The organism is Gemmata sp. (assembly GCF_051859125.1).
In the GTDB taxonomy this organism is placed as follows: domain Bacteria; phylum Planctomycetota; class Planctomycetia; order Gemmatales; family Gemmataceae; genus Gemmata.
In genome coordinates this window covers 17,456-41,554 of record NZ_JBHYGG010000274.1, presented here as the reverse complement: position 1 = coordinate 41,554, position 24,099 = coordinate 17,456, and the positions used below count along the sequence as shown (strand labels likewise).

At 70.9% G+C, this 24,099-nt stretch carries 21 protein-coding genes; 5 read left to right on the top strand and 16 right to left on the bottom strand.

From position 1 onward, the window contains the following. Positions 1 to 125 precede the first annotated feature (125 nt). A complete protein-coding gene (locus ACTIGN_RS27585) occupies positions 126 to 1,730 on the bottom strand; it encodes a glycosyl hydrolase family 28-related protein (protein WP_439629940.1) in 1,605 nt (534 codons plus the stop codon). A 141-nt stretch (positions 1,731 to 1,871) separates the two neighbouring features. Continuing rightward, positions 1,872 to 2,714 (bottom strand): helix-turn-helix domain-containing protein, encoded by an 843-nt coding sequence (locus ACTIGN_RS27580; protein WP_439629938.1) that lies wholly within the window; start codon positions 2,712 to 2,714, stop codon positions 1,872 to 1,874. Between the two features lie 540 nt (positions 2,715 to 3,254). Between ACTIGN_RS27580 and ACTIGN_RS27575 the strand changes: the two genes are divergently transcribed. Beyond that, entirely contained in the window at positions 3,255 to 4,181 is a 927-nt protein-coding gene (locus tag ACTIGN_RS27575; RefSeq protein ID WP_439629936.1) for a DUF1559 domain-containing protein, read from the top strand. 48 nt (positions 4,182 to 4,229) lie between these two features. Here ACTIGN_RS27575 and ACTIGN_RS27570 read toward each other — a convergent pair whose 3' ends face one another. From ACTIGN_RS27570 to ACTIGN_RS27555, 4 genes are all read right to left on the bottom strand, one after another. Next, entirely contained in the window at positions 4,230 to 4,625 is a 396-nt protein-coding gene (locus ACTIGN_RS27570) for an arsenate reductase ArsC (protein WP_439629934.1), read from the bottom strand. Between the two features lie 28 nt (positions 4,626 to 4,653). Then, entirely contained in the window at positions 4,654 to 5,109 is a 456-nt protein-coding gene (locus ACTIGN_RS27565; protein WP_439629932.1) for a DUF6428 family protein, read from the bottom strand. Between the two features lie 112 nt (positions 5,110 to 5,221). Continuing rightward, positions 5,222 to 5,914 carry an MIP/aquaporin family protein gene (locus ACTIGN_RS27560; protein WP_439629931.1) on the bottom strand — a complete coding sequence of 231 codons (693 nt, stop codon included), beginning with the start codon at positions 5,912 to 5,914 and terminating at the stop codon, positions 5,222 to 5,224. Beyond that, positions 5,911 to 6,288, bottom strand: coding sequence for an ArsR/SmtB family transcription factor (locus ACTIGN_RS27555; protein ID WP_439629929.1), 378 nt, complete (start codon positions 6,286 to 6,288; stop codon positions 5,911 to 5,913). Before ACTIGN_RS27555 ends, ACTIGN_RS27560 begins: the two co-directional genes overlap by 4 nt. 126 nt (positions 6,289 to 6,414) lie before the next feature. Between ACTIGN_RS27555 and ACTIGN_RS27550 the strand changes: the two genes are divergently transcribed. Then, a complete protein-coding gene (locus ACTIGN_RS27550; RefSeq protein ID WP_439629927.1) occupies positions 6,415 to 6,717 on the top strand; it encodes a plasmid stabilization protein in 303 nt (100 codons plus the stop codon). 635 nt (positions 6,718 to 7,352) lie between these two features. Here the strand turns inward: ACTIGN_RS27550 and ACTIGN_RS27545 are convergent. After that, complete coding sequence (locus ACTIGN_RS27545; protein ID WP_439629925.1) at positions 7,353 to 7,559, bottom strand: hypothetical protein; 207 nt, start codon at positions 7,557 to 7,559, stop codon at positions 7,353 to 7,355. A 148-nt stretch (positions 7,560 to 7,707) separates the two neighbouring features. On the opposite strand from ACTIGN_RS27545, the gene ACTIGN_RS27540 reads away from it, so the two are divergent. Next, complete coding sequence (locus ACTIGN_RS27540) at positions 7,708 to 8,598, top strand: alpha/beta fold hydrolase (RefSeq protein ID WP_439629923.1); 891 nt, start codon at positions 7,708 to 7,710, stop codon at positions 8,596 to 8,598. On the opposite strand, the gene ACTIGN_RS27535 is transcribed toward ACTIGN_RS27540, so the two are convergent. The 6 genes from ACTIGN_RS27535 to ACTIGN_RS27510 all read right to left on the bottom strand — a co-directional run bounded on the left by ACTIGN_RS27535 (position 8,585) and on the right by ACTIGN_RS27510 (position 16,823). Next, a complete protein-coding gene (locus ACTIGN_RS27535; RefSeq protein WP_439629921.1) occupies positions 8,585 to 9,373 on the bottom strand; it encodes a hypothetical protein in 789 nt (262 codons plus the stop codon). The genes ACTIGN_RS27540 and ACTIGN_RS27535 overlap by 14 nt on opposite strands. A 65-nt stretch (positions 9,374 to 9,438) precedes the next feature. Next, positions 9,439 to 11,433, bottom strand: coding sequence for a HEAT repeat domain-containing protein (locus ACTIGN_RS27530; RefSeq protein WP_439629919.1), 1,995 nt, complete (start codon positions 11,431 to 11,433; stop codon positions 9,439 to 9,441). A 97-nt stretch (positions 11,434 to 11,530) separates the two neighbouring features. Further along, positions 11,531 to 13,279 carry a DUF885 domain-containing protein gene (locus tag ACTIGN_RS27525; RefSeq protein WP_439629917.1) on the bottom strand — a complete coding sequence of 583 codons (1,749 nt, stop codon included), beginning with the start codon at positions 13,277 to 13,279 and terminating at the stop codon, positions 11,531 to 11,533. Between the two features lie 82 nt (positions 13,280 to 13,361). Beyond that, positions 13,362 to 14,096: an HNH endonuclease gene (locus ACTIGN_RS27520; protein ID WP_439629916.1), complete on the bottom strand. Its 735-nt coding sequence runs from the start codon at positions 14,094 to 14,096 to the stop codon at positions 13,362 to 13,364. Between the two features lie 320 nt (positions 14,097 to 14,416). Beyond that, positions 14,417 to 16,006 (bottom strand): phytoene desaturase family protein, encoded by a 1,590-nt coding sequence (locus tag ACTIGN_RS27515; protein WP_439629914.1) that lies wholly within the window; start codon positions 16,004 to 16,006, stop codon positions 14,417 to 14,419. A 280-nt stretch (positions 16,007 to 16,286) separates the two neighbouring features. Further along, positions 16,287 to 16,823 carry a CBS domain-containing protein gene (locus tag ACTIGN_RS27510; protein WP_439629912.1) on the bottom strand — a complete coding sequence of 179 codons (537 nt, stop codon included), beginning with the start codon at positions 16,821 to 16,823 and terminating at the stop codon, positions 16,287 to 16,289. Positions 16,824 to 17,053: 230 nt separating this feature from the next. Between ACTIGN_RS27510 and ACTIGN_RS27505 the strand changes: the two genes are divergently transcribed. Both ACTIGN_RS27505 and ACTIGN_RS27500 read left to right on the top strand, forming a co-directional pair. Then, a complete protein-coding gene (locus ACTIGN_RS27505) occupies positions 17,054 to 17,908 on the top strand; it encodes a metallophosphoesterase (RefSeq protein ID WP_439629910.1) in 855 nt (284 codons plus the stop codon). 173 nt (positions 17,909 to 18,081) lie between these two features. Further along, complete coding sequence (locus ACTIGN_RS27500) at positions 18,082 to 18,777, top strand: class I SAM-dependent methyltransferase (RefSeq protein ID WP_439629908.1); 696 nt, start codon at positions 18,082 to 18,084, stop codon at positions 18,775 to 18,777. 230 nt (positions 18,778 to 19,007) lie between these two features. Here the strand turns inward: ACTIGN_RS27500 and ACTIGN_RS27495 are convergent, their stop codons facing one another. From ACTIGN_RS27495 to ACTIGN_RS27485, 3 genes are all read right to left on the bottom strand, one after another. Then, complete coding sequence (locus tag ACTIGN_RS27495) at positions 19,008 to 19,538, bottom strand: hypothetical protein (protein WP_439629907.1); 531 nt, start codon at positions 19,536 to 19,538, stop codon at positions 19,008 to 19,010. Between the two features lie 375 nt (positions 19,539 to 19,913). Then, the gene (locus ACTIGN_RS27490) at positions 19,914 to 20,825 is read right to left on the bottom strand and encodes a leucine-rich repeat domain-containing protein (RefSeq protein WP_439629905.1); all 912 of its coding nucleotides are present in this window, start codon (positions 20,823 to 20,825) and stop codon (positions 19,914 to 19,916) included. Positions 20,826 to 21,144: 319 nt separating this feature from the next. Further along, positions 21,145 to 23,982, bottom strand: a complete 2,838-nt coding sequence (locus ACTIGN_RS27485; protein WP_439629903.1) for a PSD1 and planctomycete cytochrome C domain-containing protein — start codon at positions 23,980 to 23,982, stop codon at positions 21,145 to 21,147. Between the last annotated feature and the right edge of the window lie 117 nt (positions 23,983 to 24,099).

Genomic DNA, 24,099 nt, shown 5'->3' with positions numbered 1-24,099 from the left:
CCTCTACGCTGCGCGCGGCGAGCGGCGCGCGTGGCTGGCGGAGGCGGTGGGCGGAGATCGGGGTCTGGTCGACCTGGCGGAGCGGGCCGGGGCTCGGACCGGGTGCCGGTCCACAACAGTTGGTCTCACTTCCCGCCCTTGAGCCTCAGGTCGAGCTGGGCCTGGAACAGGTCCTTGACGTCGGGCTCCTTCGGCTCGTCGATGACGAGGCACCCCTTGTCCCCCGGGACCATTGCCCAGGCGTTGGCCGCGCACCGCGGGCCGCGGACGCACACCAGCGCGCCGAGCGAGTGCGCGTCGGGCTGGTTCACGTACAGGCCCGGCTCCTTACCCGCGTCGCGAAGCGTCAGGTTCCAGTGGACCACCCGCGCCCCCAGGAACGGCCCCGCGCCGCCGGCGCCGCCGGGGCGGCCGTCGTTCGCCTCCAGGACGATGTTCGTGCGGAGCAGGTCGAAGCTCATGGCCCGGTGCGAGTCGAACGTGCCGTGGACCATGACCCCGTCGCTCCACACGTTCCCGGCCGACAGGTACTCGGTGTTGACCCCGTGGAACGGCTTGCTCTCGATGCGGAACTTGGTGACGAGGTTGTCGTGGCTCCCGACCCGCAGTGCCGTCGCGTGGTGGTTCTCGCCGCCGCGGACCACGAGGCCGGTGACCGTGGTGTTCTTCGCCGCGGCGTGCGTCACGGCGTTGTCGGCGTTCTCGACGGCCACGTCCCGCACCCAGCAGTGCGCCGCCCGGTTCAGGTACACGCCGTTCCACCCGGCGTACTTCAGGTGGGCCGGGAGCTTGTGCGGCTTCATCCGGAGGGTGAGCCGCTCGACTCCGGACTCGGTGACGCACGGGCCGAGGTCCTCGAACCGCACGTTCCACTCGGGCCGCACGTCCACCCGCAGCGGTTGCTTCAGCGTGACGGTTCCGCCCTCGACCTTCACGATCTCGACCGGCCAGTCCCACCGGTTGCGCCCGGTCAGCCCGGTGGCCTTGGCCCAGTCGTACTCCTTCATCTTCTCGTGCCCCGCCATCTGGAGCAGGAGCGACAGGTCGGCCGGGTTGTCCCACGCCATCATCACGAGGCCCGGCTTGAGCCTCTTCGCCGCCGCCGGGTCGACGGTCACGGTGAGGTCGCCGCGCTTCGCCGGCCCCTTCACGTCGGCGAGCTTCGCGCCGGGCCGCCAGTACTCCCATGTCTGAACGTCGCCGTCCTTGACGGTGAGCTTGCCGGCAGCGTCGAACGCGTCCCCGGGGCCGATCCACACGAGCCCGCCGCACCACGACCACTGGAGGTTCCCGCCGCCGGCCCCGAGCTTGCCGAGCGCGTCGCTGAGGGACTTCTCGAACGCGATTACCGACTTCTCGGCCCCCTCCCCGCGGAGCACGACGCCGCTGGCGTGGATGCGGATCGGGGCCGAGACCAGGTAGGTGCCCGCGGGCACGAGGACCGCGCCGCCGCCCGCGGCCGCCGCCTTCTTGATCGCCGCGTCGAACGCGGCCGTGTCGTCGGACTTGCCGTCCCCCTTGGCCCCGGCCTCCTTGACGTTCGCGACCACCTTGGGTTCGGGGAGCGGCACCTCCGAGTGCCGGTAACCGGCGAACGAGCAGTTCGGGACGTGCGAGTGGGCGTTCGGGTTCTTGGCGTACTCGGCCCACAGGGCGGCCGACGTGGCGGGCTTGTCGGCCGCGACCGCCGACAGTGCGGTCGCGAGCAGAACGAGGGGGCAGAAGCGCATCGGCGTCTCCGGGGCGGGTGGCGCGGGACAGGCAGCGGGGGCGGGACCGTTGGCAGCGGCTCAGGAAGTATCGCCGGGCCGCCGCGGTCGGGCTTCGCGATCCGGGCACGGGGGCGTTCGCAGATCGGGCAACGCCCCGGGTCAGGCGTTCGCCTGCCGCCACTCCTGCGGGGGGAGGCCCGTGTGCCGCTTGAACGCCCGGTAGAAGCTCGACAGGTCCTCGAACCCGCTCTCGAACGCGACCGCGACGACGCTCCGGGGCGTCTCCGTGAGGAGCCGGCAGGCGTGCGCGACGCGGAGCCGCGTGAGGTGCCCGAGCCACGACTCGCCGGTCAGTTCGCGGAACAACTGGGTGAACCGCCGGCGGCTCATGCCCAGCAAGGCCGCGGTGCCGTCGAGGGTCGCGGGCTCGTAGAACCGCCGGGCCATCCCGTCGAGGTACCCGCGGACCGCGGCGGCGTGCCCCGCGGCGTCGGCCCCCGGCGGCGCAGATCCGGCACCGCCCGCGAGGGTCCCGCGGACCAGCACCGCGAGGGTGCGGAACGTCAGCCCGACGACGGCGGCCCGGTGGCCCGGCCGGGCGAGCGCCTGCTCGTAGAGGATCTCGCGGAGGCCGGCGCGGAGTTGGGGCAGCGCGAGCGCGTTGAGCGGGAGCCGGCCCGGCGGGACGCGGGCGACCGCCGGTTCGCACCGGTACACCTCGGGCGCGACGCAGATGCCGTACAGCGAGAGCGGCCCGGCCCCGGCCGCGTCGTCGATGATGCGGTGGACGGCCCCCGCGGGGACGACGACCACGTCGTCGGGGCCGCAGCGGTGGTCGCGGCCGGCGACGCGGACCGTCCCGCCCCCGCGGAGGATGTAGAAGATTTCGAGGAAGTCGTGCCGGGAGTCGGCCATCGCGAAGCCGGGCGCGTGGTGGCTCTCGAGCACGAACACGCCGTGCGGCGGGAGGTCGACGCGGACGGGCCTGAGGCGCTCGCGCATGTCGCGGCCGGGAGGTGGAGCGGGTTCCTCCTCATCGGTAGACCGCCGACCACCGGGCGTCAACTCGATCGCTCGCCGGGGTGTCACCCCGGATCGGTGGATCCGTGACTTCTGGAGCGGCCCAGTATGCGACCGGATCGCGATGATCCGCATGTCTTCTGTAGCCGGCCTCTGTGAGGCCGGGCCTGTACCCGTCCCCAAGTATCGGCCTCACAGAGGCCGGCTCAAGTTAGCACTCAACGAGACCGGGGTTCACACGGTCCGCTCCGGTGGCGGCTCACGGCGGTTTGGTTGTGCGTTTGGTGAGAGGGGTCGCGAGACCATGTCGGATGCTTCTCCGCCTGCGCCGAGCGGTTTGGGCGAGGCGAGCGGGGGGCACAACACCAATTCCCGTGGGGTCGTCTCTCCTCGCAGCTCCCACCCCCCACTTTCGTGTTATCGCAAACTACCCGAACCGGGTGATTGGAACGAATCGCGGGGCCAGGTATAGTTCCCGACGTGCAGCTTTGCCCCGTGCCGACCCCTCCCCGGAGGCTCTCCATGCCGTCGAACTCCACGCGGCCGCGCACGGCGTTCACGCTGATCGAGCTACTCGTGGTCATCGCGATCATCGCGATCCTCATCGGCCTTTTGCTGCCCGCGGTCCAGAAGGTCCGCGAGGCCGCCGCCCGAGCAAAGTGCGCGAACAACCTGAAACAGCTCGGGATCGGCCTGCACTCGGCCCACGATGCGACCGGGGGGTTCTTCCCGGCCCACAACTACGACGCCCAGTTGAGCTGGCACGTCGATGTGCTGCCGTACCTCGAACAGGGCGCGCTCCACGCGCAGTTCAGCTTCGCGGCCGGGCCGTACTTCGCGTCCGGAAAGAACGACCCGCACGGGCTCATCAAGGTCCCGACCTACCTCTGCCCGTCGTCACGGTTCGAGCGAATGCCGACGGCCGCCCCGCACAGCACGTACGCCCCGGACCGCGTCCCGACGAACACCGGCGAACCCCCGTACACCGCGCACTACTACGGCGTCATGGGTCCGAAGGGGACGAACCCGGCGACCGGGGCCGCGTACCTCACCGACGCCGTCGGGAGTCACGGCGGGTACGCGCGACAAGGGGTGTTCAAGGCCACCGAGCGGACCCGGCTGACAGACATCGCCGACGGCACGTCCGGCACCCTGATGCTGATGGAGATCTCGTGGGGGAGCGACTCCGTCGGGACGCGGTACCGGAGTTGGGTCCGCGGGCGGACGAACACCGGCGAGCGCGACGTGACCGGGGCGAAGAACGTGGTCAACTCGATCAACACGCCGGGGGTCGCGACGTTCAACGACATCGCGGCCGGCAGCCCGCACCCGGGCGGGGCGAACTTCGCGTTCGCCGACGGGTCGGTCCGGTTCCTCCGGGAATCGATCCCGCTCGGGACGTACCGGTCGATGGCGAGCCGGGACGGCGGGGAGGTCGTGTCGGAGTGATCGCGGGGCATTGCAAGCGACCGGCGGCCCGCGGCTGCCCCGTCGCCGTCACAGGGTCGCGATCAGTTCCTTCACCTTCTGCTCGATCAGGTCGCGCACGCCGCGGAACTGCTCGGGGGTCATGTCCCGCGGGTCGGGGATCTGCCAGTCCACCCGGCGGGTCGCCTTCACCAGCGGGCACTCGTCGCCGCACCCCATCGTGACGGCGACCTCGACGTCCGTGCCGTTGAAGGCGTCCAGCCCCTTCGACGTGTGCGTGGTCAGGTCGTAGTCGAGTTCCCTCATCGCCTCGACCGCCTTCGGGTTCACCCGGCCACTCGGCCGCGACCCGGAACTGTGCGCCTCGACCTTCCCCGCACCGTGGATGCGGGCGAACGCCTCGGCCATCTGACTCCGATTGCTGTTCTCCACGCACACGAACAGCACCTTCTTCAGCGACGCCATACGAGCGCTCCGGGGCAGGGGGGAAGGGTCAGCAGCAGCCGGGGGCCGAGCAGCCCGCACCGGTGGTCGCGGGGACGCCGCAGCGGTCCGGGGCGAGGCACGCGGTGTGCTTCGTGCCCAGGTGGAACAGCACGCCCGACGGTGTCACCTCGGCGGCGGCCACGGGGTACTGCGACACGACCCCGCTCTCGAACTCGACCTCGACGGGCACCGTCGCGTCCGGCAGCAGCGGGCCGGCGAGGGCGACGATCTTCGCGAGCCTCGCCGTGTCGAGGCGGTGGTCGAGGTCGTTCGCCACCCACACTTGAAGGACGCACGACGTCGCGGACCGAACGGTGCCGCCGCAGTCGATGAAGTCCTTCTGCACGCGGCCGACCTCGGTGACGTGGAAGTGCTCGGGCACGAAGCTCCCGTCGGGCAGCATGAGGAAGAGCGGGGCGGCCGGGTTGGCGGCGAGCACGGAGCGGAAGGCGTCGAGCGTCATCGGTCGGTCTCCTTGGGGCCAGAGGGTAGAACGTCAGAGGACAGAGGGCAGGAAGGCACAGCGGAGCTACACCGATTTCTGACCTCTCGGTACTGTCTTAAGATCTTTTGCGTCATGTCTCGGTACAGGTCTTCGCGGGCTCGGGGGCGGCCCCGCAGCACCCGCCGGGGCCGTGGATCACCCCGCACACGGCGACCGCGACCAGCGCGCCGAGGACCGGCGCGGTCAGGTACACCCACAAGCTGTCGAGCCGGAGCGACACGAGCGCCGGGGCCAGCGACCGCACCGGGTTCATCGACGCGCCGCTCACCGGCCCGGCGAACAGCGCCTCCAGCGCGATGACGGACCCGACCGCCACGCCCGCGAGCACGCCCTTCTCCTTCGCGCCGGTCGAGACGCTGAGAATCACGAACATCAGGATCAGCGTGAGCACGACCTCCATCGCGAACGACTGCGTCGGGCCGCCGGCCGGGAGCGTCGCGCCAAGGGTGGGGCTGTCCGGGAACATGAGCCGCAGCGCGGCGCTCGCGAGGAGTGCCCCGACGCACTGAGCGGCAACGTAGGGCACCACCCGCCGGCCCGCGAACCGCCCGGCCGCGAAGAACCCGAGCGTGACGGCCGGGTTCAGGTGGCACCCGGACACCTCGCCGATCGCGTAGATCATCGCGAGCACGACGAGCCCGAACGTGAGCGCGACGCCGACGTGCGTGACCGTGCCGCCGCTGACGCTGTTGACGACGACGGCCCCGGTCCCGGCGAACACCAGGCAGAACGTGCCGAACGCCTCGGCCGCGAGCGGTCTCATTCGGTCCCCCCGCAGCACGAGGCCGCACGCGCCGTCACCCCGCACGCGCCGCCGGCCTGCTCGGTCAGGCACCAGCCCTGTTCGAGGAGCCCCGACACGCACAGGTCGACGAGCCGGTAGTACACGTTGTTCCCGTCGCGGCGGGCCGAGAGGATGCCGAGGTCGGAGAGCCGCTGGAGCTGGTTCGACACGGCCTGCGGCGTCATGCCGAGCGCGGCGGCCAGGTCGGTCACGCACACCTCGCCCTGGCGCACGACGGCGTGGAGCAACCGCAGCCGGGTGTCGTTGGCGAGCACCTTGAACACGGCGGCCAGCCCGCCGGCCTGGATCGGCGTCATGAGCGGGCGGGCGGCCAGGGGCGTCGGCTTCTTCATCACGGGGCTCCTCGGTCAACGATTACACTATGTGGTGTAATCGTTGCTTCAAGGGGAGGTGCGGGCGGCACCAGGATTGCTGCGGTTCGTGTGTCGCCCATCGCACGACACGTACCGGAGGGAGCGATGCCACGCGGCGACAAGTCGAAGTACACCGACAAGCAGAAGCGGCAGGCGGAGCACATTGCGGGCGGGTACGAGGACCGCGGCGTGCCGGAGAACGAGGCCGAGCGCCGGGCGTGGGCCACGGTGAACAAGGAGAGCGGCGGCGGGAAGAAGTCCGGGTCGGGCCGCGGCAAGGCGGCGAACCCTGAGCCCAGCCGCAAGGGCGGTAAGGTGGGCGGCGCGGCGGCCGCCACGCGAACGGCAGCCGAGCGGTCCGAGTCGGCGAAGAAGGCGGCCGCCACCCGCAAGCGGAACGCGAGTTAACCGACCTCACGGGGGCGGCCCGGACCCGGGCCGCCCCGGCGTTCAGTCACCTTACCTGGGTGTGTCGTCCGCGGGTGCAGGTGTCGGCGGACCGCTCGTCGCCCGACTCGGGCGTGAGGCACCTACCACTGCCACCACGCCCAACCCGCACCCGATCGCAGTGCCCGCGATGCCGCCGAGGACACCCCCGATCAGCCACAGGCTTTCGAAGTGGTCCCGCTCGAACGCCCCGCTCTTCGAGTCGACCAACTGCCACACGCCGAGACCGATGCTGAGTGCGGTTCCTCCAGCCCACGCCCCGATCGTGCCGAGGTGTGCCACCGGCCGCCCCCAGCGGGCGAAGCGCCCCGGTCCCACCGGAACCCAACACACCGCCCACACGATTGCGGCCGCCCCGAGGCCCGCGGCGAGGTAGTTGGTGAACTCCCAATTTTCGAGCCAGGTGACCTGCTGTGGGCTGCGGGCGAAGTGCGCGGTTGCCCGGACGCGAGCCGCGTTGTGGTACGAACCGTCCGCGACAATGGCGTACGTTGCGAGTGCGATTCCGAGGGCTGCCGTGCGAACCATAGAGCCTCCGTGCTGAGCGACCGCGGCGGGCCGCGCTTTCCGGGCCGCACGCCGCGACTCCGGTGGGGTTACAGCTTCTCGACGCGCTCGATGGTGATGTGTGCGCCCTCGGGGATCGGGTCGCCGGGCGGGGCCGAGGCCATCCACGCGGCGGTGCGGGCCGCGGCGTCGGCCTGCTTCTGCATGTCCTTCACGCCCGTCGCGTACACGACCACGTCGGCCTGGCACGCCACGCCGTCGCCCGTCGTGCCGAACAACCGCAAGTCGAATCGCATGGTCCCCTCCGCACTCCCGACGCGCCGGAGCTGCCCGCCGGTCCAGTATGCTGGCCCGGGCCGGGTTTGTCACGCGGCCGCAGCGGGGAATGCCCCGTGCGTGGCACCCGCGTTGCACCGTCCCCCGGCGGCCCTGAAGGGAGGCTCGATGCCCGCGACCTGTTCCGTCCAGCGGCGGTGGCTCACCGGCGACGGGGTGCGGCTCCGTGCCGTCACCGCCGGCGACCCGCACGGCCCTCCGGTCGTGCTGCTCCACGGGTTCCCCGACTTCTGGTACGGGTGGCGGCACCAGATCGGCCCGCTGGCCGCGTCCGGGTTTCACGTGATCGCACTCGACCAGCGGGGGTACAACCGCAGCGACAAGCCGCCGCGCGTCGCCGACTACGCGACCGACCGCCTCGCGTCGGACGTCGTGAAGTGCCTCGACGGGCTGAGCGTCGACCGGGCGGTCGTCGTGGGGCACGACTGGGGCGGCGGCGTCGGCTGGCACGTGGCCGCCGCGCACCCCGACCGCGTGGCGAAGCTGGTGGTGCTCAACTGCCCGCACCCGGTCGCCATGCAAGCCGCGCTCGAAGGGAGCTTCGCGCAGCTCGTCCGCAGTTGGTACGTGTTCGCGTTCCAGATCCCCGGCCTGCCCGAGTGCGTCGCGGCGGGGGGCGACTTCCGGCTCCTCGCGCGGGCCGTGCGGCGGAGTTCGCGGCCGGGCACGTTCTCGGACCGGGACCTCCGGCGCTACCGGCGGGCGTGGGGCCGGCCCGGGGCGCTGACCGCGATGGTGAACTGGTACCGCGCCGCGGCCCGGTACGGCCCGCGGCTCCCCCGGCCCCGGGTCACGGTGCCGACGCTCCTGCTGTGGGGCGAGCGCGACCGCTTCCTCGACCCGGACCTCGCGGACGCGTCGGCCGCCCTGTGCGACGACGTCCGCCTCGTGCGGTTCCCCGCGGCCACGCACTGGGTCCATCAGGAGGAGCCCCGGGAGGTGAATCGGCTGATCGCCGAGTTCGTCGGGACCACCCCGGTGGTGGTCACCCGCCCGTGACGCCCGCGTACGACTCGTAGATCGGGCAGTTCACGGCCCACGGCTTGAACGCCGACCAGTAGTGAATCAGCGACACGTCGTAGTCGGTGGCCAATCCGCGGGTGCGGGCGCGCCACCGGTCGCCGTCACGCCACACGGCCGTGACCCCGGCGCAACTGTTCCACTCCGGGCCGATCTCCGGGTGCCGGTAGTCGTATCCGATCGAACGGAAGTACCGGAACAGGACCGCCTGGTCCGCCCCCGGGCACGCGAACATTTGCTCCTTGGTGAACTCCGCGGCACGGGCCAGCGGCGCGACGGCGTTCTGCGCCGCGAGGATCGTGCCGAGGTCGTAGAACGCCGGGTCGGAGACGAGTTGCACGCCCGAGTTCAGGAACGGGTCGCGGTGCGTGCGGGGGTCCGCCGGGACCCACTGGTGGTCGATCCCGACCCACGGCTTCGCGTGCCGCCGCTCCCAGAGGTAGCTGAGGTCGTGGAGCACCACCGTGTCGGCGTCGAGGTAGAGGAACGGGTAGTCGAGCGCGGCGAGGTTGGGGAGCTTGAACCGCAGGTTGAAGTGGGGGTGCCCGACGTCGCGGGACCGGCACCGGACGACCTCGACGTCGGCGGCCCGTCGGTGCTCGGGCGCGACCTCGGGCTCGTGGTCCTCGTACAGGATGGTGACGCTGGCCGCGCCGCGGGCGACCACCGAGTCGAGGAACACGCGGCACATCCGCCGGAGCCGCGGCTCCGGCGGGTAGTTCATGATCGTGACGACCTTCAGCCGCGTGTCCATCAGCGCCCCGCGCGAACCCGGCGGGCACGAGCGCCCGCCCCAGGGTTCAGCATAGCGGGCGGTGGCTACTGCTTCTCGGCGACCGCGGCCTCGATCCTCGCGATCGCGTCGATCGCCGCGGTGCGGACCCCCTCGTTCGTGGCCGCCTTGAACTCCTTCAGCACCGGCAGCGTGAACCGGGCCTGCTTGCCGTAGTCCCCGAGCGCCTTGAGGACGGGCACGAGCGTGCCCTTGTCGTTGAGGGCCGCTTCGAGCGCGTCCACCTTCTCCCGGTCCGGGGCGTCGACCGCGGCGAGTTGGGCCAGCGCGGCCAGTCGCCGCTCGCGGAGCGCGAGGGTCGAGTCGGGGTTCTTGACGGCGACCGCGGCCAGCACGGCGGCGACGACCCGCTTGTCCTTGGGCGCGAGGCGGACCAGCGGGGGGAAGACCGCGGCGACCGTGCCCCGGTCGCCCAGCCCCTGGAGGAGCGCGTCCACCTTGGGCCCGGGCGGCGCGTCGATGGCGTCGAGCTGCGCGACGGCCGCGACGCGCCGGGCCCGGACCGCCTCGTCGAACTCCGGGTTCGGGTCGCCCACCGCGGCGAGGACCGCGGCCGCGAACCGCTTGTCCGCGGGGGCGATCTTGGCCACCGCGGCGAACACGTCGTAGTGCCCCTCGAAGCCGCCCAGCCCGGGCCGTTCGCTCGTGGCCAGCAAGAGCGGGACGACGGGGGCGGCCACCGCACCCAGTTCCGCGATCGCGTCGGCCGCCTTGGCCCGGTCGCGCATCGGCCCGCGGACGAGCACGGCGACGGGACCGGAGAGCGCCGGGTTCGCCCGCTCCAGCGCCTTGAGCGCGGCGGCCTGCACGCCCTCGCCGGGGTCGGCGAGCGCCTCAATCAAGTAAGGGGTCGCGACCTTTCCCTTGGGACCGAGCGCCGCGACTTGCTTCAGGACGTCCACCCGGGCCTTGGGGTCGCGGGCCTGGAGCCCGGTCGCGCACATCCGGACCGCCTCGGCGTCCGGGTTGATCGCGCCCAGCGCCTCGGCGGCCGCGTCCCGGACCACCTTCTCGCGGTCCCGCAACCCGTCCGCCACGGCGTCGGTCGCGGCGATGCCGTCGGCCCCGAGCGCGGCGATCTTGCGGAGGGCCTTCACCCGGTCCTCGGGCTCCTTGGCCTTGACCGCCGCCACCAGGGCGGCGAGCTCCTCCCCCCGGCGGCCGGCGGCCGCGTAGTTCTCCAGCGCCTGCTTGGCGAACTTCTGGACGTCGGCGTCGGGGTCGGTCTCGGCCCCGCGGAGCGCTGCGAGTGCGGGCTGTGCGTCGCCCTTCAACTCCGCGAGGCCCTCCGCCGCGGCGCGGCGCAGGTCCGGGTTCCCCCGCCCCAGGAACGCGGCGAGCCCCGCTGCCGCCTGTCGGCGCGCCGCGGCGTCCGGCCCCTTCGCGGTTGCGACGAGTGCCGCGAGTTCGGCCGACAGGTCGCGCGGGGTCGGGAGGGGAACCTCCGGTTCCTTGACCGGGGCGGGCTCCTTCGGCGGCACGGGCTCCTTGACCGGGATGGGCTCCTTCGGGTCCGGGAGCGGGTCGGGCTCGTCCTTGAACTTTGGGACCGGCTCCGGGCGGGGCCGCGGGCGGGGCCGGACCGGCGGACGGTTCGCCTCGGAATCGACCGCGGCCCTGGGCTCGGGCGCGGCCTTCGCCACCGGCTTCGGCTCCTCCCGCTCGGCGTCCCCGGCGCGGGACACGAAGTACCAGATGGTCAGCGACATCGGCACGAAGACGAACAGGACGTACCCCACCGGGATCGCGATGCGGAACAGGAGTTCGTTCTTCCCCTTGGCGGGCCGGGCCGGGGTCGGGGCGTCGTCGAGTTGGAGCGGCTCCGCGGCCGGAGCGGAGCGCGCCCGTTGTGCGGGCGGCGGGAACGGCGGTGGGAACGGCTGCGGCTGCGGTGCGGTCGGGACTGCAGCGTGCGGGACGCGGCCGAGCCCCCCGCACCGCGGGCAGTTGAACGTCCCCCCGGGCGGAACCCCGTCGAGCATGAGGGGGCACTGGCAGAAGCGGCACTGGGCGGTGGGCATGCTCGATTTCTCGGGCAGGAAGGGTGGGAGCGCGGCGGGTATTCACCATTATAACCCCGCCGGCTGTCCCGGGCAGCCCCCGTTGTCAGGTCCTTCGTTACAACGTCGGAGCGGTGTCGCCGGGGAGCATGATTTTGCGGATCATCTTGATCGGCAGCCCGCCCTGCTTCACGAACTCGTCATGGAACTTTTGCAGGGTGAACGCGGCCCCGGTCGCCCTCTTGTAGTCGTCGCGGAACTTGTAGATCTGGAGCTTGCCGAGCGTGTAGTACAGGTACGTCGGGTTGTACGTCCCCCGCCGCGACTCCTGGAACGCGACCTCGGGCTCGATGTACCCCTGCTCGACGAAGAACTTCTTCCCCTGCTCGACGGTCCACCCCTCGGTGTGCAGCTTGATCCCGACGACGAACCGGCAGTCCCGGAGCAGCGCCTCGGAGAGCTGCGCGAGCAGCACCTTCGGGTCGCCGCCCCCGAACCCCTCCTCGACGCACATCTGCTCGGCGTAGTGCGCCCACCCCTCGACGTTGGTGCCGCAGGTGTACAGCTTCCGCACCTTCGTCGGGTACCGCTTCGCGTTCAGGAACTGGAGGTAGTGCCCGGGGTACGCCTCGTGGATGGTGAGGATGTCGAGCCCGGTCTGGTTGAACTGCCGCATGTGCTCGGTCTTCTGCTGCGGGGTCCACTCCTTCTCGGGCGGGGTGACGTAGTAGAACGCCTCGGTCGCCCTGGTCTCGTACGCGCCGGGCGTGTCCATCGACGCGAACCCGCCGGTCCGGGCGAACGGCGGGGTCTCGGCGATCGTCGGCCGCACCTCCGACGGCACGGTGACGATCTTCTTCTCGATCAGGAACTTCCGGCACCGCTCGATGGTGCCCCGCGTCGCGGGCACGAGGTCGTCGGGCTTCGGGTGATCGTCGGTGAGCAGCGCGAGCACCTCGGTCGGCGTCTTCTTCGGGTCGATCTTCTTGGCGGCGGCAGCGAACGCCTCGCGGTCCCGCTTCAGGGTCGCCTCGCCGATGGCGAGCAGCTTGTCGAGCGGGATGTCGAGCATCTCCTCGGCCGCGAGCTTGTCGAGAAACGTCTTGGCCCCGATGGCGTAGGTCCCCTTCGACTTCGGCAGCAGGTCGGCTTCGAGCCACTTCGCGGCGGCCTCGAACGCCTCGACCACCGGCGCGTTCGCGGCCTCGAACTCGGCGAGCAACTTCGCGTCGGCCCCGGCGGCGGTCTTCGCCCACGCGGGCAGGTCGGTCTTGAAGAACCCGACCGAGCCCTTCGCGACGATGACGCCGAGGTCGGTGAACTCCTTCGGCGGGTTCTCGATATTCGCCTTCATCGCGGTGAGCAGCGGCGGCGTGTGCTGGAGCCGGCCGATGATCGCCTTGAGGCGCTCGGCCGGGGGCGCGAACGTGCGCTTCAAGAGCATGTCGATCCCCTCGGCCGGCTTGCCGAGGTACGCCACCGGGTTCCGCTTCCAGTCGCGGACGGTGCCCAGGTCGAGTTCCTCGGCCCGCAGCGCGTGGTCGAGCGTCTCGGCGTCGATCTGTTCGTCCGCGCTGAGCTTCCCGGCCCGCAGCGCCTTCAGCCGCGCCTGGAACTTGCCGACCGCCTCGGCGCGCGACGCGATGGCGGCGGCCGACAGGTCCGAGAGCTTCGCGTCGTAGTCGTGGACGCCGGCGTAGGTGGCCTGGTTGGGGTCCCACGCGAACAAGGCGGCGTAGTAGTCGTCCACGAATGCCGCGAACGTGTCGGCGGTGGCGGGGGCGGGTCGCGCCGGGGCGGGCGGAAGGGCCGCGATCACGGCGAGCGCGACAAGAACCGCGCCGACGGCGAGCGTACGAGCGGGCATGGCCGGGTGCTCCTGGGGGGTGGCGAGCGGAGAGGGGGCTGTCAGGATACGCCGGGCGGGGAGAGCACGGCAAACGGATTCGTCACCGCGTCTCGTCTTCGAGTGCGGCGAAGTTGCGGACCGAGATGATGTCCCACCCTGGGGGCATGAACCGCGGGGCGAGTGTACCAACGAAGTGGTCGCGCCACGCTCGCACGTAGGCCCGCCAGTCGCCGCCCGGTGGGTCGGGTTCCGGCGTCCCCTCGTAGAGCGTGTGGCACGGGCCGCACAGGAACAGCACGTTCGACAGGCACGACCGCCACGGGTGCGGCACCCGCCACTTGTGCCGCTTCGGGACGACGTGGTGCCGGGTCAGGTTGGTCGCGGCCCCGCAGCACACGCACCGGTCGTTCTTCACGGCGAGGAAGAAGTCCGAGAACGCGCCGAGGTAGAGCGCCCGCAGGCGGTCCTCGGTCTGCGTGTCGGTGAACTGCAACACGCCCGGCGCGACCTCGGCGGCGTACCCCTTGCGGAGGTAGAACGCGGCCCGCTTCGCGCTGCACCGCAGGATCGGCGAGCCGCCGGTGTCGCGGACCTCGTAGGTGTCGAACCGCACCGCGCCGTCGAGGTCGGAGTAGTCGCCGCGTTCCTGGACGAGCGACCACCCGGCCGCGGCGAAGTTCCGCGCCTTGCACGTCCCCGACCCGAGGCGCAGCGACCGGGCCGAGCCGTGCAGGTACGCGAACTCGACCCACTCGCCCACGACGGCGGTGACGCGGACCACCTCGGCCTTGCCGCTCCGCCGCCGGGCGTACACGCGGCCGATCTCCGGGGCCATCGGCGGGTGCTCCGTTGCCAGATCACGGGCCGTCACTCGCTTCGGATTCGCTGCACCCGCGCTGATTCATGCGGCACAGCAACTCAGCGGTGAGCGGGAATCCCGAGGCGGAACCGATGACGGTGTCGCATCCGCACTGTGGGCATAGCGCCGACCGCTCGGCTTCGGACGGACCGTCGGAGAGCCAGGAGCGAACGGCAGACGGCTCGAACACCGCAAGGCACTGGAAACAACCGCACGAGTCACTCGCGAGGATCTCGCCGTAGTGGCGGATGCAGTGCCGGTGTGCAAGGGCGTAATCGGGTGGAAGTTCCATCGGGTCACCCGTCGCGGAGGATCTCGCGGGCCGCGTTCAGGCCGCACGCGCCCATCACGCCGCCGCCCGGGTGCGTCGCGGCCCCGCACATGTACAGCCCCTTCACCGGCGTGCGGTAGTTCGCGTACCCGGCGGCCGGGCGGAAGCTCGCCATGTTCGACAGCGACATCGACCCCTGCATGATGTTCCCGCCGGTGATGCCCCACAGCCGCTCCATGTCCGGCGGCGGGATCACGATCCGGTGCAGCACGCTCGACTTGAACCCCGGCGCGTACTCCTCCAGGATGTCGAACACCCGGTCCGCGAACCGGTCCTTCTCGACCTCCCAGGTCGTGTCCTTCAGGTGGTACGGGGCGTACTGCACGAACATGCTGATGATGTGCTTGCCGGGCGGGGCGAGGGTGTCGTCCAGCGCCGTTGCCATCGTGCACTCGATCATCGGGTTCTGCGACCAGCGGCCGTACTTCGCGTCGTCGTACGCCCGCTCGATGTAGTCCTGGCTCGGGCAGATGTGCATGGTGCCGTGGTGCTGCGGGCCGACCTTGCCGTCCGACGGCAGCGCCTTCCAGTTCGGCGGCCGGTCCACCGCGACGTTGATCTTCACCGTCGCGGAGCTGTAGTCGATGCGGTTGATCGCCTTCAGGAACTCGGCGGGCAGGTCCTTCGGGTCCATGAGCTTCACGAACGTGACGTGCGCGTCGGCCCCGGAGATGACCCGCGGGGCGGTGAACTCGGTGCCGTCCCTGAGCGCGACGCCGACCGCGTGCCCGTCCCTCACGATGATCCGGCCGACGTCGGCGTTGACACGGACCTCGGCCCCGTAGCTCTTCGCGGCGCTCGCGATGCTGTTCGACACGGTGCCCATCCCGCCGCGGACGTACCCCCACACCCCGCGGACCCCGTTGCACTCGCCCATGACGTGGTGGAACAACACGTACGCCGTACCGGGGTGCGAGGGCGGGGCGAACGCGCCGATCACCGCGTCGGTCGCGATGGTCGCCTTCAACTCGTCCGACTCGAACCACCGGTCGAGGATTGGGCGGGCCGCGCCGGTGAGGATCTCGACCGCCTCGCCCGCAACGTCCCGGCCCATGCCCTTGAACTTCCACCCGGTCTTGGCGAGCTGCCACAGGTTGCCGAGGCCCGACGAGAACGGGTTGGGCGGGGTCTCGACCAGCATCGGTTCGAGGAAGTCGGCGACCCGCGTGAGCATGTCCTCGTACTTCGGGTACGCCTCGGCGTCCTTCTTCGAGAACTTGGCGATCTCGCGGTGCGTCATCTCCTTGTCCGGCCCCATCAGCAGGGAGCGGCCGTCGGGGAACGGGGTGAACGACGACGGGCTCCGCGGGAGCATCTCAAACCCGTACTTCTTCAGCTCCAGGTCGCGGATGATCTCGGGCCGGAGCAGGCTGTTGACGTAGGCCGCGGTCGAGACCTTGAACCCGGGCCAGAGTTCCTCGGTGACGCAGCACCCGCCGACGAGTTCGCGGCGCTCCAGCACGAGGACGCGGTGGCCCGCCTTGGCGAGGTACGCGGCGGTGACGAGCCCGTTGTGCCCGGCCCCGATGATGATGGCGTCGTAGTTGGTCGGCATGGTGGCGTCCCGGGTGGTGTTACCACCACGATAGACGCGCGCCCCCAGAACGAGAAACGGAAAAGGCGAGCCACGGATGGGCACGGATGAAACACGGATCAAAAAACCAACGGAAGACGGAACCAGCCGCGCGATCAAGGACAGATCGGACACGATAAAGACCGAAGACCGGGTTTGAAATCACTCTTCTGGTTGGATCGTGTCTGATCGGTCTCTGATCGTGCGGCTTGATTTGTCCGTGTTTCATCCGTGCCCATCCGTGGCTCGCCTGTGCTTCGCGTCAAGCGCCCTCGGCGGTGGCGGGGTACTGGTTGCCGTCGGGCGGGAGGGTGAACACCAGCGCCGGGAAGTGCTCGACGATGTAGTGCATGACGCGGCGGGCCGAGAGGGTGCCGACGGGGCGGCCGTCGGCGTCCACCACGGGGAGGTGCCGGTAGCCGCCGCGCTGCATCCGCTTGATGGCGGTGCGGACCGTGTCCCGCGGCCCGACGGTGACCGGGTCGGGGGTCATCACCGCCCGCATCGGCGTCTCGAGCGACCGGCCGGAGGCGAGGACGCGGGTGAGCAGGTCCCGCTCGGTGAACACGCCGGCGACGCGGCCGCGGTCGGTGACGAGCAGGCACCCCACCTTGCCCGAGCGCATCGCGACGACGGCCTCGCCCACCCGCGCGGCGGCATCGATCGCCAGCGGCGGGGTCGGGTCGAGTCGGGCGACCGAATCGGCTCGGAGGTTCCGCGACAGTTCCATCGGGTAGAGACCGAGCGCGGGCAGCGGGGCACCGGACGGGCTTCGGCCCGGTTTGGGGAGCCGGTTCATGTCGTGGGTGTTGTGGGTAAGGGCCTGGGTATTCTCGCAACGCGGGAAAGATGGGCAAGCCCGGGTGCCCGAAACGCAAAGTTGCGGCCGGGGCGGAAGTCCCGGGGCGGACCCGGTGGAGAGGAGCGGATTGCGGTGCGACCGGGCCGGTCGCTCGATTTTGGAGTTATCGCACGCCCCGTGTTCTAAAATCAACCTGAGTTGGCCGCGCCACAGGAGGAGTGTGCCCCGTGCCCTCGCCGGACCGGATTCTGACGCTCGTTCAGCAGGCCACCGCCCTCACCCGGGCCACCCCGGGCCGGGTCGGCCACGTCCTGCACCCGGACGCCCGCGACTGCACCGAGGCGCTCGTGGTCGGCGACCTGCACGGCCGCGTCGCCCACTTCCAGGTGGTCATCAAGACCGCCGACCTCGCCGCGAACCCGACCCGGCACGTCGTGTTCCAGGAGGTGATCCACGGCAAGTTCCGTTACCCCAAGGGGGGCGACAAGTCGCACCAGGTGGTCGACCTGTTCTCGGCGCTGAAGTGCCAGTTCCCCAAGCAGGTCCACTGCATCCCCGGCAACCACGAACTGGCCCAGTGGACCGGCCGGCCGGTGCTGAAGGGGAACGAGAACGTGAACGCGATCTTCGAGGAGGGGGTGACCGAGGCGTACGGCCCCGAGTGGGGGCCGAGGATCTACGCCGCGTACCTGGACCTGTTCCGCGCGCTCCCGGCGATCATCCGGTTCCCGAACCGCGTGGTGGTGTCGCACACGCTGCCGAACCTCAGGGCGCTCCCGACGTTCGACCTCGCCCGGCTCGAAGCGGACCGGTACGAGCCCGAGGACGTCCAGCCCGGCGGCGCGCTGCACAGCCTCCTGTGGGGCCGCGACACGGCCCGCGAGACGGTGAAGGCGTTCCTGGAGCGGCTCGACGGCGACCTGCTCGTGAGCGGCCACATCGCCTGCGAGCAGGGGTACAAGACCCCGCACGACTGCCAACTGATCCTCGACTGCGCCGAGAACCCGGGCGGGTTCGTGCTGTTCCCGACACGCCGCCGCATGACCATCGCCGACATGCTCCACTGCGTGCGGATCATCTAGCGCATCGGGTGCCGGGGGATCGAGTGGGACAGAGTGGGAGATGGGGGGACACGGAGAGGGGGAGTGAAGGCCCGGCACCGTCCTCGCCCTGTGTCTTTCTCTCCCCGTTCCGTGTCTCCCCATCTCCCACTCATCCATACCGCTCGTCCTCCGACCCCGACGCCTGACCCCAAATGCCCCCCCGCTACCACGCCACCCCGCCGGAAGTCGTCGCCGAGACCGTCCGCGAGACGGTCTTCATCGACGAGAACACGTTCTTCATCGAGCGGCCCACCGACTCGGACCGGTTGTTCGACCACCCGTGGGTGCGGTCGGCCTACGCCGCCGACGAGTACACGCCGTACTGGCCGACGCTGTGGCCCAGCGCCCGGATGCTGGCGAAGGTCGCGGTGCGCGAGCCCTGGGACGCGTACCCGCAACCGGTTCGCGTGCTGGAGGTCGGGTGCGGGCTCGGGCTGGCCGGCGTCGCGTGCCTGTCCCGTGGGCTCGACGTGACGTTCTCGGACGTGGACCGCACCGCCCTGACGTTCGCCGCCCGCAACGCGAAGCACAACGGCTTCGCGACCGGCTTCCGCACGATCCCGCTCGACTTCCGGTGCCCGCCGGACGACGTGAAGTACCCGGTGGTGATCGGCTCGGACCTGATGTACGAGGAGCGGCTCGTGGACCCGCTCGTCGGGCTGCTCGCCGCGGTGCTGGCCCCGGGCGGAGTGTGCCTCGTCACCGACCCGGACCGCCCCTCGGCCCGCTACTTCCGGTGGAAGCTCGAAGAAGCGGGTTACTCCGTGACGCCGGAGTTCATCCGCGCCGGCGAGCCCGGGGGCGAGCGCACCAAGGGCACGCTCTACCGAATCCGCCACCCGGGGTGAAACCGGCCCAGTGCCGGTAGATTTGCCCCCCGATACGAGGCACTGCGGCAGCGAGGCGGCCGCCGCCGCACACAAATCGGTTCACGATCCCCCGTCTCGCTCGCCACGCAGACCGGACAATCAAGCGCACCTGCTCAGCCGCGTGATGGAGCGACGCAGTCCTAGAAATCGAAGTGGCGGCAGGTCAGGTGCATTGCGGTGTTCGGCCTCGGCGACGCACCCCCAGGGGCCTACGCTTGGGCTGGCTGAGTGAATCGCTCGACCGTGACCCGAAGTTGCTCGCCCGTCGAGCGGAGCAGCGCCTCACGGGTCTTGTCCGGGTCGGGCGAAAGCGAAATCGGGCCGCGTAGCACGTCCGCGACCAGGTTGATCGTCGCCACCAGAATTGCAGGGAAGTCGTCCGCCTTGCCCGACAGACACTCCCTTACCCGCCTGTCAAGTAACTCCTTGAGTTCGACTGCGACGACGGTGGCAAACACACTCGGATCGGTCGAAGCTTGCCCAATCGCCAGTCGCACGAGCGCTTCGAGTTCGGCGAAGTACGCACTCGCGGGCCCCGCCAACGACCCGAGGGCTTTGGAGAGCCCGTCCTGACAGTGCCACAGGAGTTGTACGTCCCGCATGTCCAGTTTGCGGCCTTCGACGAGCTTGGCATACGCCATTGCCGCGAACGTCTCGAACGATCGGAGGTCCGTCTGATCGGACGGGAACTGCTGGGAATCGAAGGCGTCCCACCTTCGGAGGAGGTCAGGAAGGTTCAAGGCCACATCTCCTGAGCAATGGTGGGCGTCAGTCAGTCGCCCTTCTGCAGCCGAACTTGTAACTGGACAGATCGGCGCAAGTGGTCTGCTCGACACGCTCGAACACTCGCCAGGGTAAGCTGCAACCGATCGGTGGGCAAGGCGGTTCGCACAGTTGTAGGGGGACCATTCAGCTCCCGACTGCGGCCGAGTCCGTGAGCAGATGGCGAGAGTCACTCGAAGAACTGGCGGATCGGAGCGGCGAAGCCGGGGAGCACCTTGGGATGTCGGCAGTCGTGGCGGGCGGGGGACGTGAGTCCCCCGGTAAAATGAGAACTGGTTCAACCGGGGGACTCACGTCCCCCGCTCGCCAAAATCCACAGTCACACTCCGGCGTCACGGCAGCACGTTCACGTCGCAGTTCGGCAGCGCCTTCTTGAGCGCCTCGCCGCCGGCCTTGCCGATCTGCTTCTCGCTGACGGTGAGTGCGGTCAGCTTCTTCATCGCCGCGAGCGTCGGCACCGCCGTGTCGGTGATCTTCGTGCCGGCCACGTTCAGCCGGTCGAGCGCCTTGAGGGTCTTGAGTTCGGCCAGCCCCGCGTCGGTGACCGGGCACCCCTCCAGGCTCAGCGAGGTGAGCTGCGTGAGCTTCGCCAGCTCCTTCAGCCCGGCGTCGGTGACGCCCCCTTGCGGCAGCGCGAGCGACGTCAGCTTGGTCGCCTTCGCGAGCGCGGCCCAGCCCGCGAGGTCGCCCAGCTCGCACCCGCCGACGGTCAGGTACGACAGGCTCTTCACGGCGGCGAGCTTCGGCACCGTCTCGCCCTTGAGCTTCTTGTTCCCGGTGAGTGCCAGCGCTTCGAGCTTGGACAGCGCCGCAAGTTCCTTCACGCCGTCGTCGGTGAGTGCGCCGCCGCTCAGCGTCAACTCGGTGATCGTGCCGACGCCGGCGAGCGCCTTGGCCGTCGCGTCCGACACGAACGGCCCGGACAGGTCCGCGGCCTGAAGCTTCTTCACCTTGCCGAGTTCGGCGGACCCGTCGGGCGTCACCTTGGTCGCGTTCTTGATCTCGACGCGGGTGAGGGAGGGGAACTCCAGCAGGCTCTTGACGGCCGCGTCGGTGACCTTCGCGCCGGACAGGGTCACCCCGCCGACGACCTTGTTCTTCGTCTTCGCGACCCGCTCCAGCACGACCTTCCCGCCCGCGGCGGTGACGACCTTGATGGCGTCTTCCTCCGCCGCGACGACCAGACCGGCCGCGGCGGCGAAGCACAGGAGGGCAGCGAGGCAACGTGTGGGAGGGCGGCGCATGTGCGTGTCCCGGGGTGAGGGGAGCGGAACGGGAACCGGCAGCGAACGGGTGCCGGGGGCCGGCCAGAGTGGCCGCCCCGTCAGATTGAACACCTACCGGGAAGTGAAGGACGCACCGATCCGTTCGGCAAGGGACGATTCGCGGGAGGTCGTACCAGGTCAGGCGATCCATGGTAGGCGACTCGCTCCGCGAGTCGCACCCCGGCGCTGCCGAACTTACCAGTGTGCCGCGACACGCGGTCGGCGTCACTCGCGGAGCGAGTGACCTACTTTCGTCCGGTCGGCCCGAGCGTCGGCACGCTCGCGGCCCCCACCCGTGTCACTCCACGAAGATGAACTCCTTCGCGTTCGCGAGGACGTGTGCGAGGTCGGCCCAGGCCTTGGGCGCGTCGGGCTTGCCGTACTCCCTCTCCTGCTCGGCGAGGAACGCGGTCGCGGCGGCGAGTTCGGCGGCGGTCGGCGGGCGGCCGAACGCGGCCGCGTACATCGCCCCGACCCGCTGCTCGCGCGTGCGGTCCGGGGCCGCGAGGACGCGCTTCGCCCACAGCTCGGCCTGCTGCACGACGAACGGGTTGTTCATCATCACCAGCGCCTGCGCCGGCACGTTCGAGACGGTGCGGCGGCCGATCGCGGTGAACGGCGTCGGGTAGTCGAACGCCTGGAACATCGGGTTCAGGAAGTTCCGCCGCACCGAAAGGTAGACGCTCCGCCGCCCGTTCCCGTCGAGCGGCCCGGGCGCCGGCTTGCCGCGGCCGACCTGGTGCTCGGTGAGGTGCGGCAGCACGCCCGGCCCGCCCGCGGTGGCGTCGAGCCGGCCCGAGACGCTCAGGAGCGAATCGCGGATCGCCTCGGCCTCCAGCCGCCGCACGTTCTGGTGGTGCAGCAGCTTGTTCTGCGGGTCGGCGGTCACGGCCTTCGCGGCCTGCTCCGCCGTCGCCCGGCTGGACTGGCGGTACGCGGTCGAGAGCACCATGAGCCGGTGCATGCGCTTCAGGCTCCACGGCGCGCCGGGAGCGTTCGCGACGGGGCTCGGACTGACGAGTTCTCTCGCCAGCCAGTCGAGCAGCTCGGGGTGCGTCGGCGGCTGGCCCTGCTTGCCGAAGTCGTCGGGCGACCGCACGATCCCCTCGCCGAAGTGGTGCTTCCAGAGCCGGTTCACGAGAACACGCGCGACGAGCGGGTTGGCCGGGTCGGTGACGGCCCTCGCGAGTTCGAGCCGGCCGCTGCCGGGGCCGCCGAACGGCGCCTTCGCGAACGCTTCGAGGAACCCCCGCGGGGCGGGGACGCCCGGCGTCTTGTGGCTCCCGCGGATGAACACCCGCTCGTCGATGCCGGTGCCGTCGCGCATCGTCAGCGCCCGCTGCGCGCCGGGCACCGCGGCCTCCAGCTCCCGGACCTTCTCGACCAGCGGCTTCACCTCGGGCTTGGGCGCGGCCGGCAGGTCCGGGAGCGGCACCTTCGCGCCCGGCTCGGCCGGCGGCGGCGCGTCCGCGAACCACGCCTCGGAGACCGCCACGAACCCGGGGCCGTCGTCGAGCAGTTCGAGGTACGCCGTCTGCCCCTTCCACATCTTCAGGTCGAACGCGAGCCAGCGCAACTCGCCGCCGTGGTTCACGGCGTGCGCGAGGCCGCCGTAGATCGGGGCCTGGATCAGTTGCAGCCCGTTGAGGACGAGCCGGGCCTTCGCACCGGTCCCGGCGACGCGCACGGCCAGGAACGGCTTGTCGATGGTGAACGTCGGCGACCGCACCGCGCCGGCGAGCTTCAGCACCTCCTGCCCGCTGTGCGGGAACGGCGCCAGATCCGCGGCTTCGGGGCGGAACGCGAGCCCGGAGGCGTCCCACCGGGACCGCCACCCCTCGCCGAACGTCTCGAACGGCACCGCCTTCGTGCGCCAGCCGTCGGCCGGCACCCGCGGGGGCTTGCGGGCCTCGGTCGCGAGGAGCCCGTCGAGTTCGGCGCGGGCGGCCTTCAACTCGTCGAGGGCCCGGACCGCCGCGGCCGGGTCGGCCACGTCGCCGCGGTCCATGCGGGAGCTCGCGAGGACGCTGAACAGCGAGTAGTAGTCGCGGGTGGCGATCGGGTCGAACTTGTGGTCGTGGCACCGGGCGCACGCGATCGTCAGGCCCAGCACGGTCTTCCCGAACACGTCGATCTGGTTGTCGATGCGGTCGGCGTGCTCGGCCCGCGAATCGACCGGCGAGTGCTTCGACTCGCCGAGCCACCAGAACCCGGTGGCCAGCAGCGCCTCGTTCACGCCGTCCCGGCCGCGGCGCGGTTGCGGGAGCAGGTCGCCGGCGAGGTGCTCGGTCAGGAACTGGTCGTAGGGCAGGTCGGCGTTGAGCGCCCGCACGACGTAGTCGCGGTACCGCCACGCCTCGGGGATCTCGAAGTCGAACTCGTGCCCGCTCGTTTCGGCGTACCGCACGAGGTCGAGCCAGTGCCGGCCCCACCGCTCGCCGTAGTGCGGACTCGCGAGCAACTTCTCGACCACCTTCTCGAACGCGTCGGGTGCGGCGTCCTTCTCGAACGCCTCGGCCTCCTCGGGCGTCGGCGGCAGGCCGATCAGGTCGAAGTGGACGCGGCGGAGCAGGGTGCGCTTCTCGGCCGGCGGCGCGAACGCCAGCCCGGCCGCGTCCAGCTTCGCGAGCAGGAACCGGTCGATCGGGTTGCGGGTCGCGGAGTTCGGAACTCGGAGTTCGGGGACCGCGGGCCGCGTGACCGGTCGGAACGACCAGTGCGCCTTCGCGCGGGCCTGTACGTCGAACGCCTCGACCTTCGCCCCGGCCCCGCCGTCGTCGGGCCACGGCGCGCCGCCCTTCACCCACTCGGTGAGGGTCGCAATGTCGGCGTCGTCGAGCTTCCGCTTGGGCGGCATCTTGATGTCGTCGGCGTACCGCACGACCCGCACGAGCAGGCTCTTGTCGGGGTTCCCGGCGACCACGGCCGGCCCGGTGTCGCCGCCCTTGGCGAAGTTCGCCCTCGTGTCGAGCCGGAGCCCGCCCTTGTCCTTCTTGGGGCCGTGGCAGTCGACGCAGTGCGCCGCGAGGACCGGCCGCACCTTCTTCTCAAAGAACTCGTTGTTCACGGGCTCGTCGGCGCGGGCGGGGGCGGCGAACGCGGCGAGAACGAGGAGCGGGAACACAACGTCGCGCATGGTGAGAGGCTCGCGGGGGCGGGCGGCGAACAGGCGGGTGAAACTATCATGTTCGAGGGAACCGGCCGCTTCAAGGTGCAACCCGCCCGGTCGCGAAGAAACCGTCCCCGGCGGCCG

Excerpts from the sequence above, each read along its gene's own strand:
- ACTIGN_RS27580 (WP_439629938.1), bottom strand. The coding sequence starts at position 2,714 with ATGCGCGAGCGCCTCAGGCCCGTCCGCGTCGACCTCCCGCCGCACGGC.
- ACTIGN_RS27575 (WP_439629936.1), top strand. The coding sequence starts at position 3,255 with ATGCCGTCGAACTCCACGCGGCCGCGCACGGCGTTCACGCTGATCGAG.
- ACTIGN_RS27565 (WP_439629932.1), bottom strand. The coding sequence starts at position 5,109 with ATGACGCTCGACGCCTTCCGCTCCGTGCTCGCCGCCAACCCGGCCGCC.
- ACTIGN_RS27555 (WP_439629929.1), bottom strand. The coding sequence starts at position 6,288 with ATGAAGAAGCCGACGCCCCTGGCCGCCCGCCCGCTCATGACGCCGATC.
- ACTIGN_RS27525 (WP_439629917.1), bottom strand. The coding sequence starts at position 13,279 with ATGCCCGCTCGTACGCTCGCCGTCGGCGCGGTTCTTGTCGCGCTCGCC.
- ACTIGN_RS27535 (WP_439629921.1), bottom strand. The coding sequence starts at position 9,373 with ATGGACACGCGGCTGAAGGTCGTCACGATCATGAACTACCCGCCGGAG.
- ACTIGN_RS27545 (WP_439629925.1), bottom strand. The coding sequence starts at position 7,559 with ATGCGATTCGACTTGCGGTTGTTCGGCACGACGGGCGACGGCGTGGCG.
- ACTIGN_RS27485 (WP_439629903.1), bottom strand. The coding sequence starts at position 23,982 with ATGCGCGACGTTGTGTTCCCGCTCCTCGTTCTCGCCGCGTTCGCCGCC.
- ACTIGN_RS27550 (WP_439629927.1), top strand. The coding sequence starts at position 6,415 with ATGCCACGCGGCGACAAGTCGAAGTACACCGACAAGCAGAAGCGGCAG.
- ACTIGN_RS27510 (WP_439629912.1), bottom strand. The coding sequence starts at position 16,823 with ATGAACCGGCTCCCCAAACCGGGCCGAAGCCCGTCCGGTGCCCCGCTG.
- ACTIGN_RS27540 (WP_439629923.1), top strand. The coding sequence starts at position 7,708 with ATGCCCGCGACCTGTTCCGTCCAGCGGCGGTGGCTCACCGGCGACGGG.
- ACTIGN_RS27520 (WP_439629916.1), bottom strand. The coding sequence starts at position 14,096 with ATGGCCCCGGAGATCGGCCGCGTGTACGCCCGGCGGCGGAGCGGCAAG.
- ACTIGN_RS27530 (WP_439629919.1), bottom strand. The coding sequence starts at position 11,433 with ATGCCCACCGCCCAGTGCCGCTTCTGCCAGTGCCCCCTCATGCTCGAC.
- ACTIGN_RS27515 (WP_439629914.1), bottom strand. The coding sequence starts at position 16,006 with ATGCCGACCAACTACGACGCCATCATCATCGGGGCCGGGCACAACGGG.
- ACTIGN_RS27560 (WP_439629931.1), bottom strand. The coding sequence starts at position 5,914 with ATGAGACCGCTCGCGGCCGAGGCGTTCGGCACGTTCTGCCTGGTGTTC.
- ACTIGN_RS27585 (WP_439629940.1), bottom strand. The coding sequence starts at position 1,730 with ATGCGCTTCTGCCCCCTCGTTCTGCTCGCGACCGCACTGTCGGCGGTC.
- ACTIGN_RS27500 (WP_439629908.1), top strand. The coding sequence starts at position 18,082 with ATGCCCCCCCGCTACCACGCCACCCCGCCGGAAGTCGTCGCCGAGACC.
- ACTIGN_RS27490 (WP_439629905.1), bottom strand. The coding sequence starts at position 20,825 with ATGCGCCGCCCTCCCACACGTTGCCTCGCTGCCCTCCTGTGCTTCGCC.
- ACTIGN_RS27570 (WP_439629934.1), bottom strand. The coding sequence starts at position 4,625 with ATGGCGTCGCTGAAGAAGGTGCTGTTCGTGTGCGTGGAGAACAGCAAT.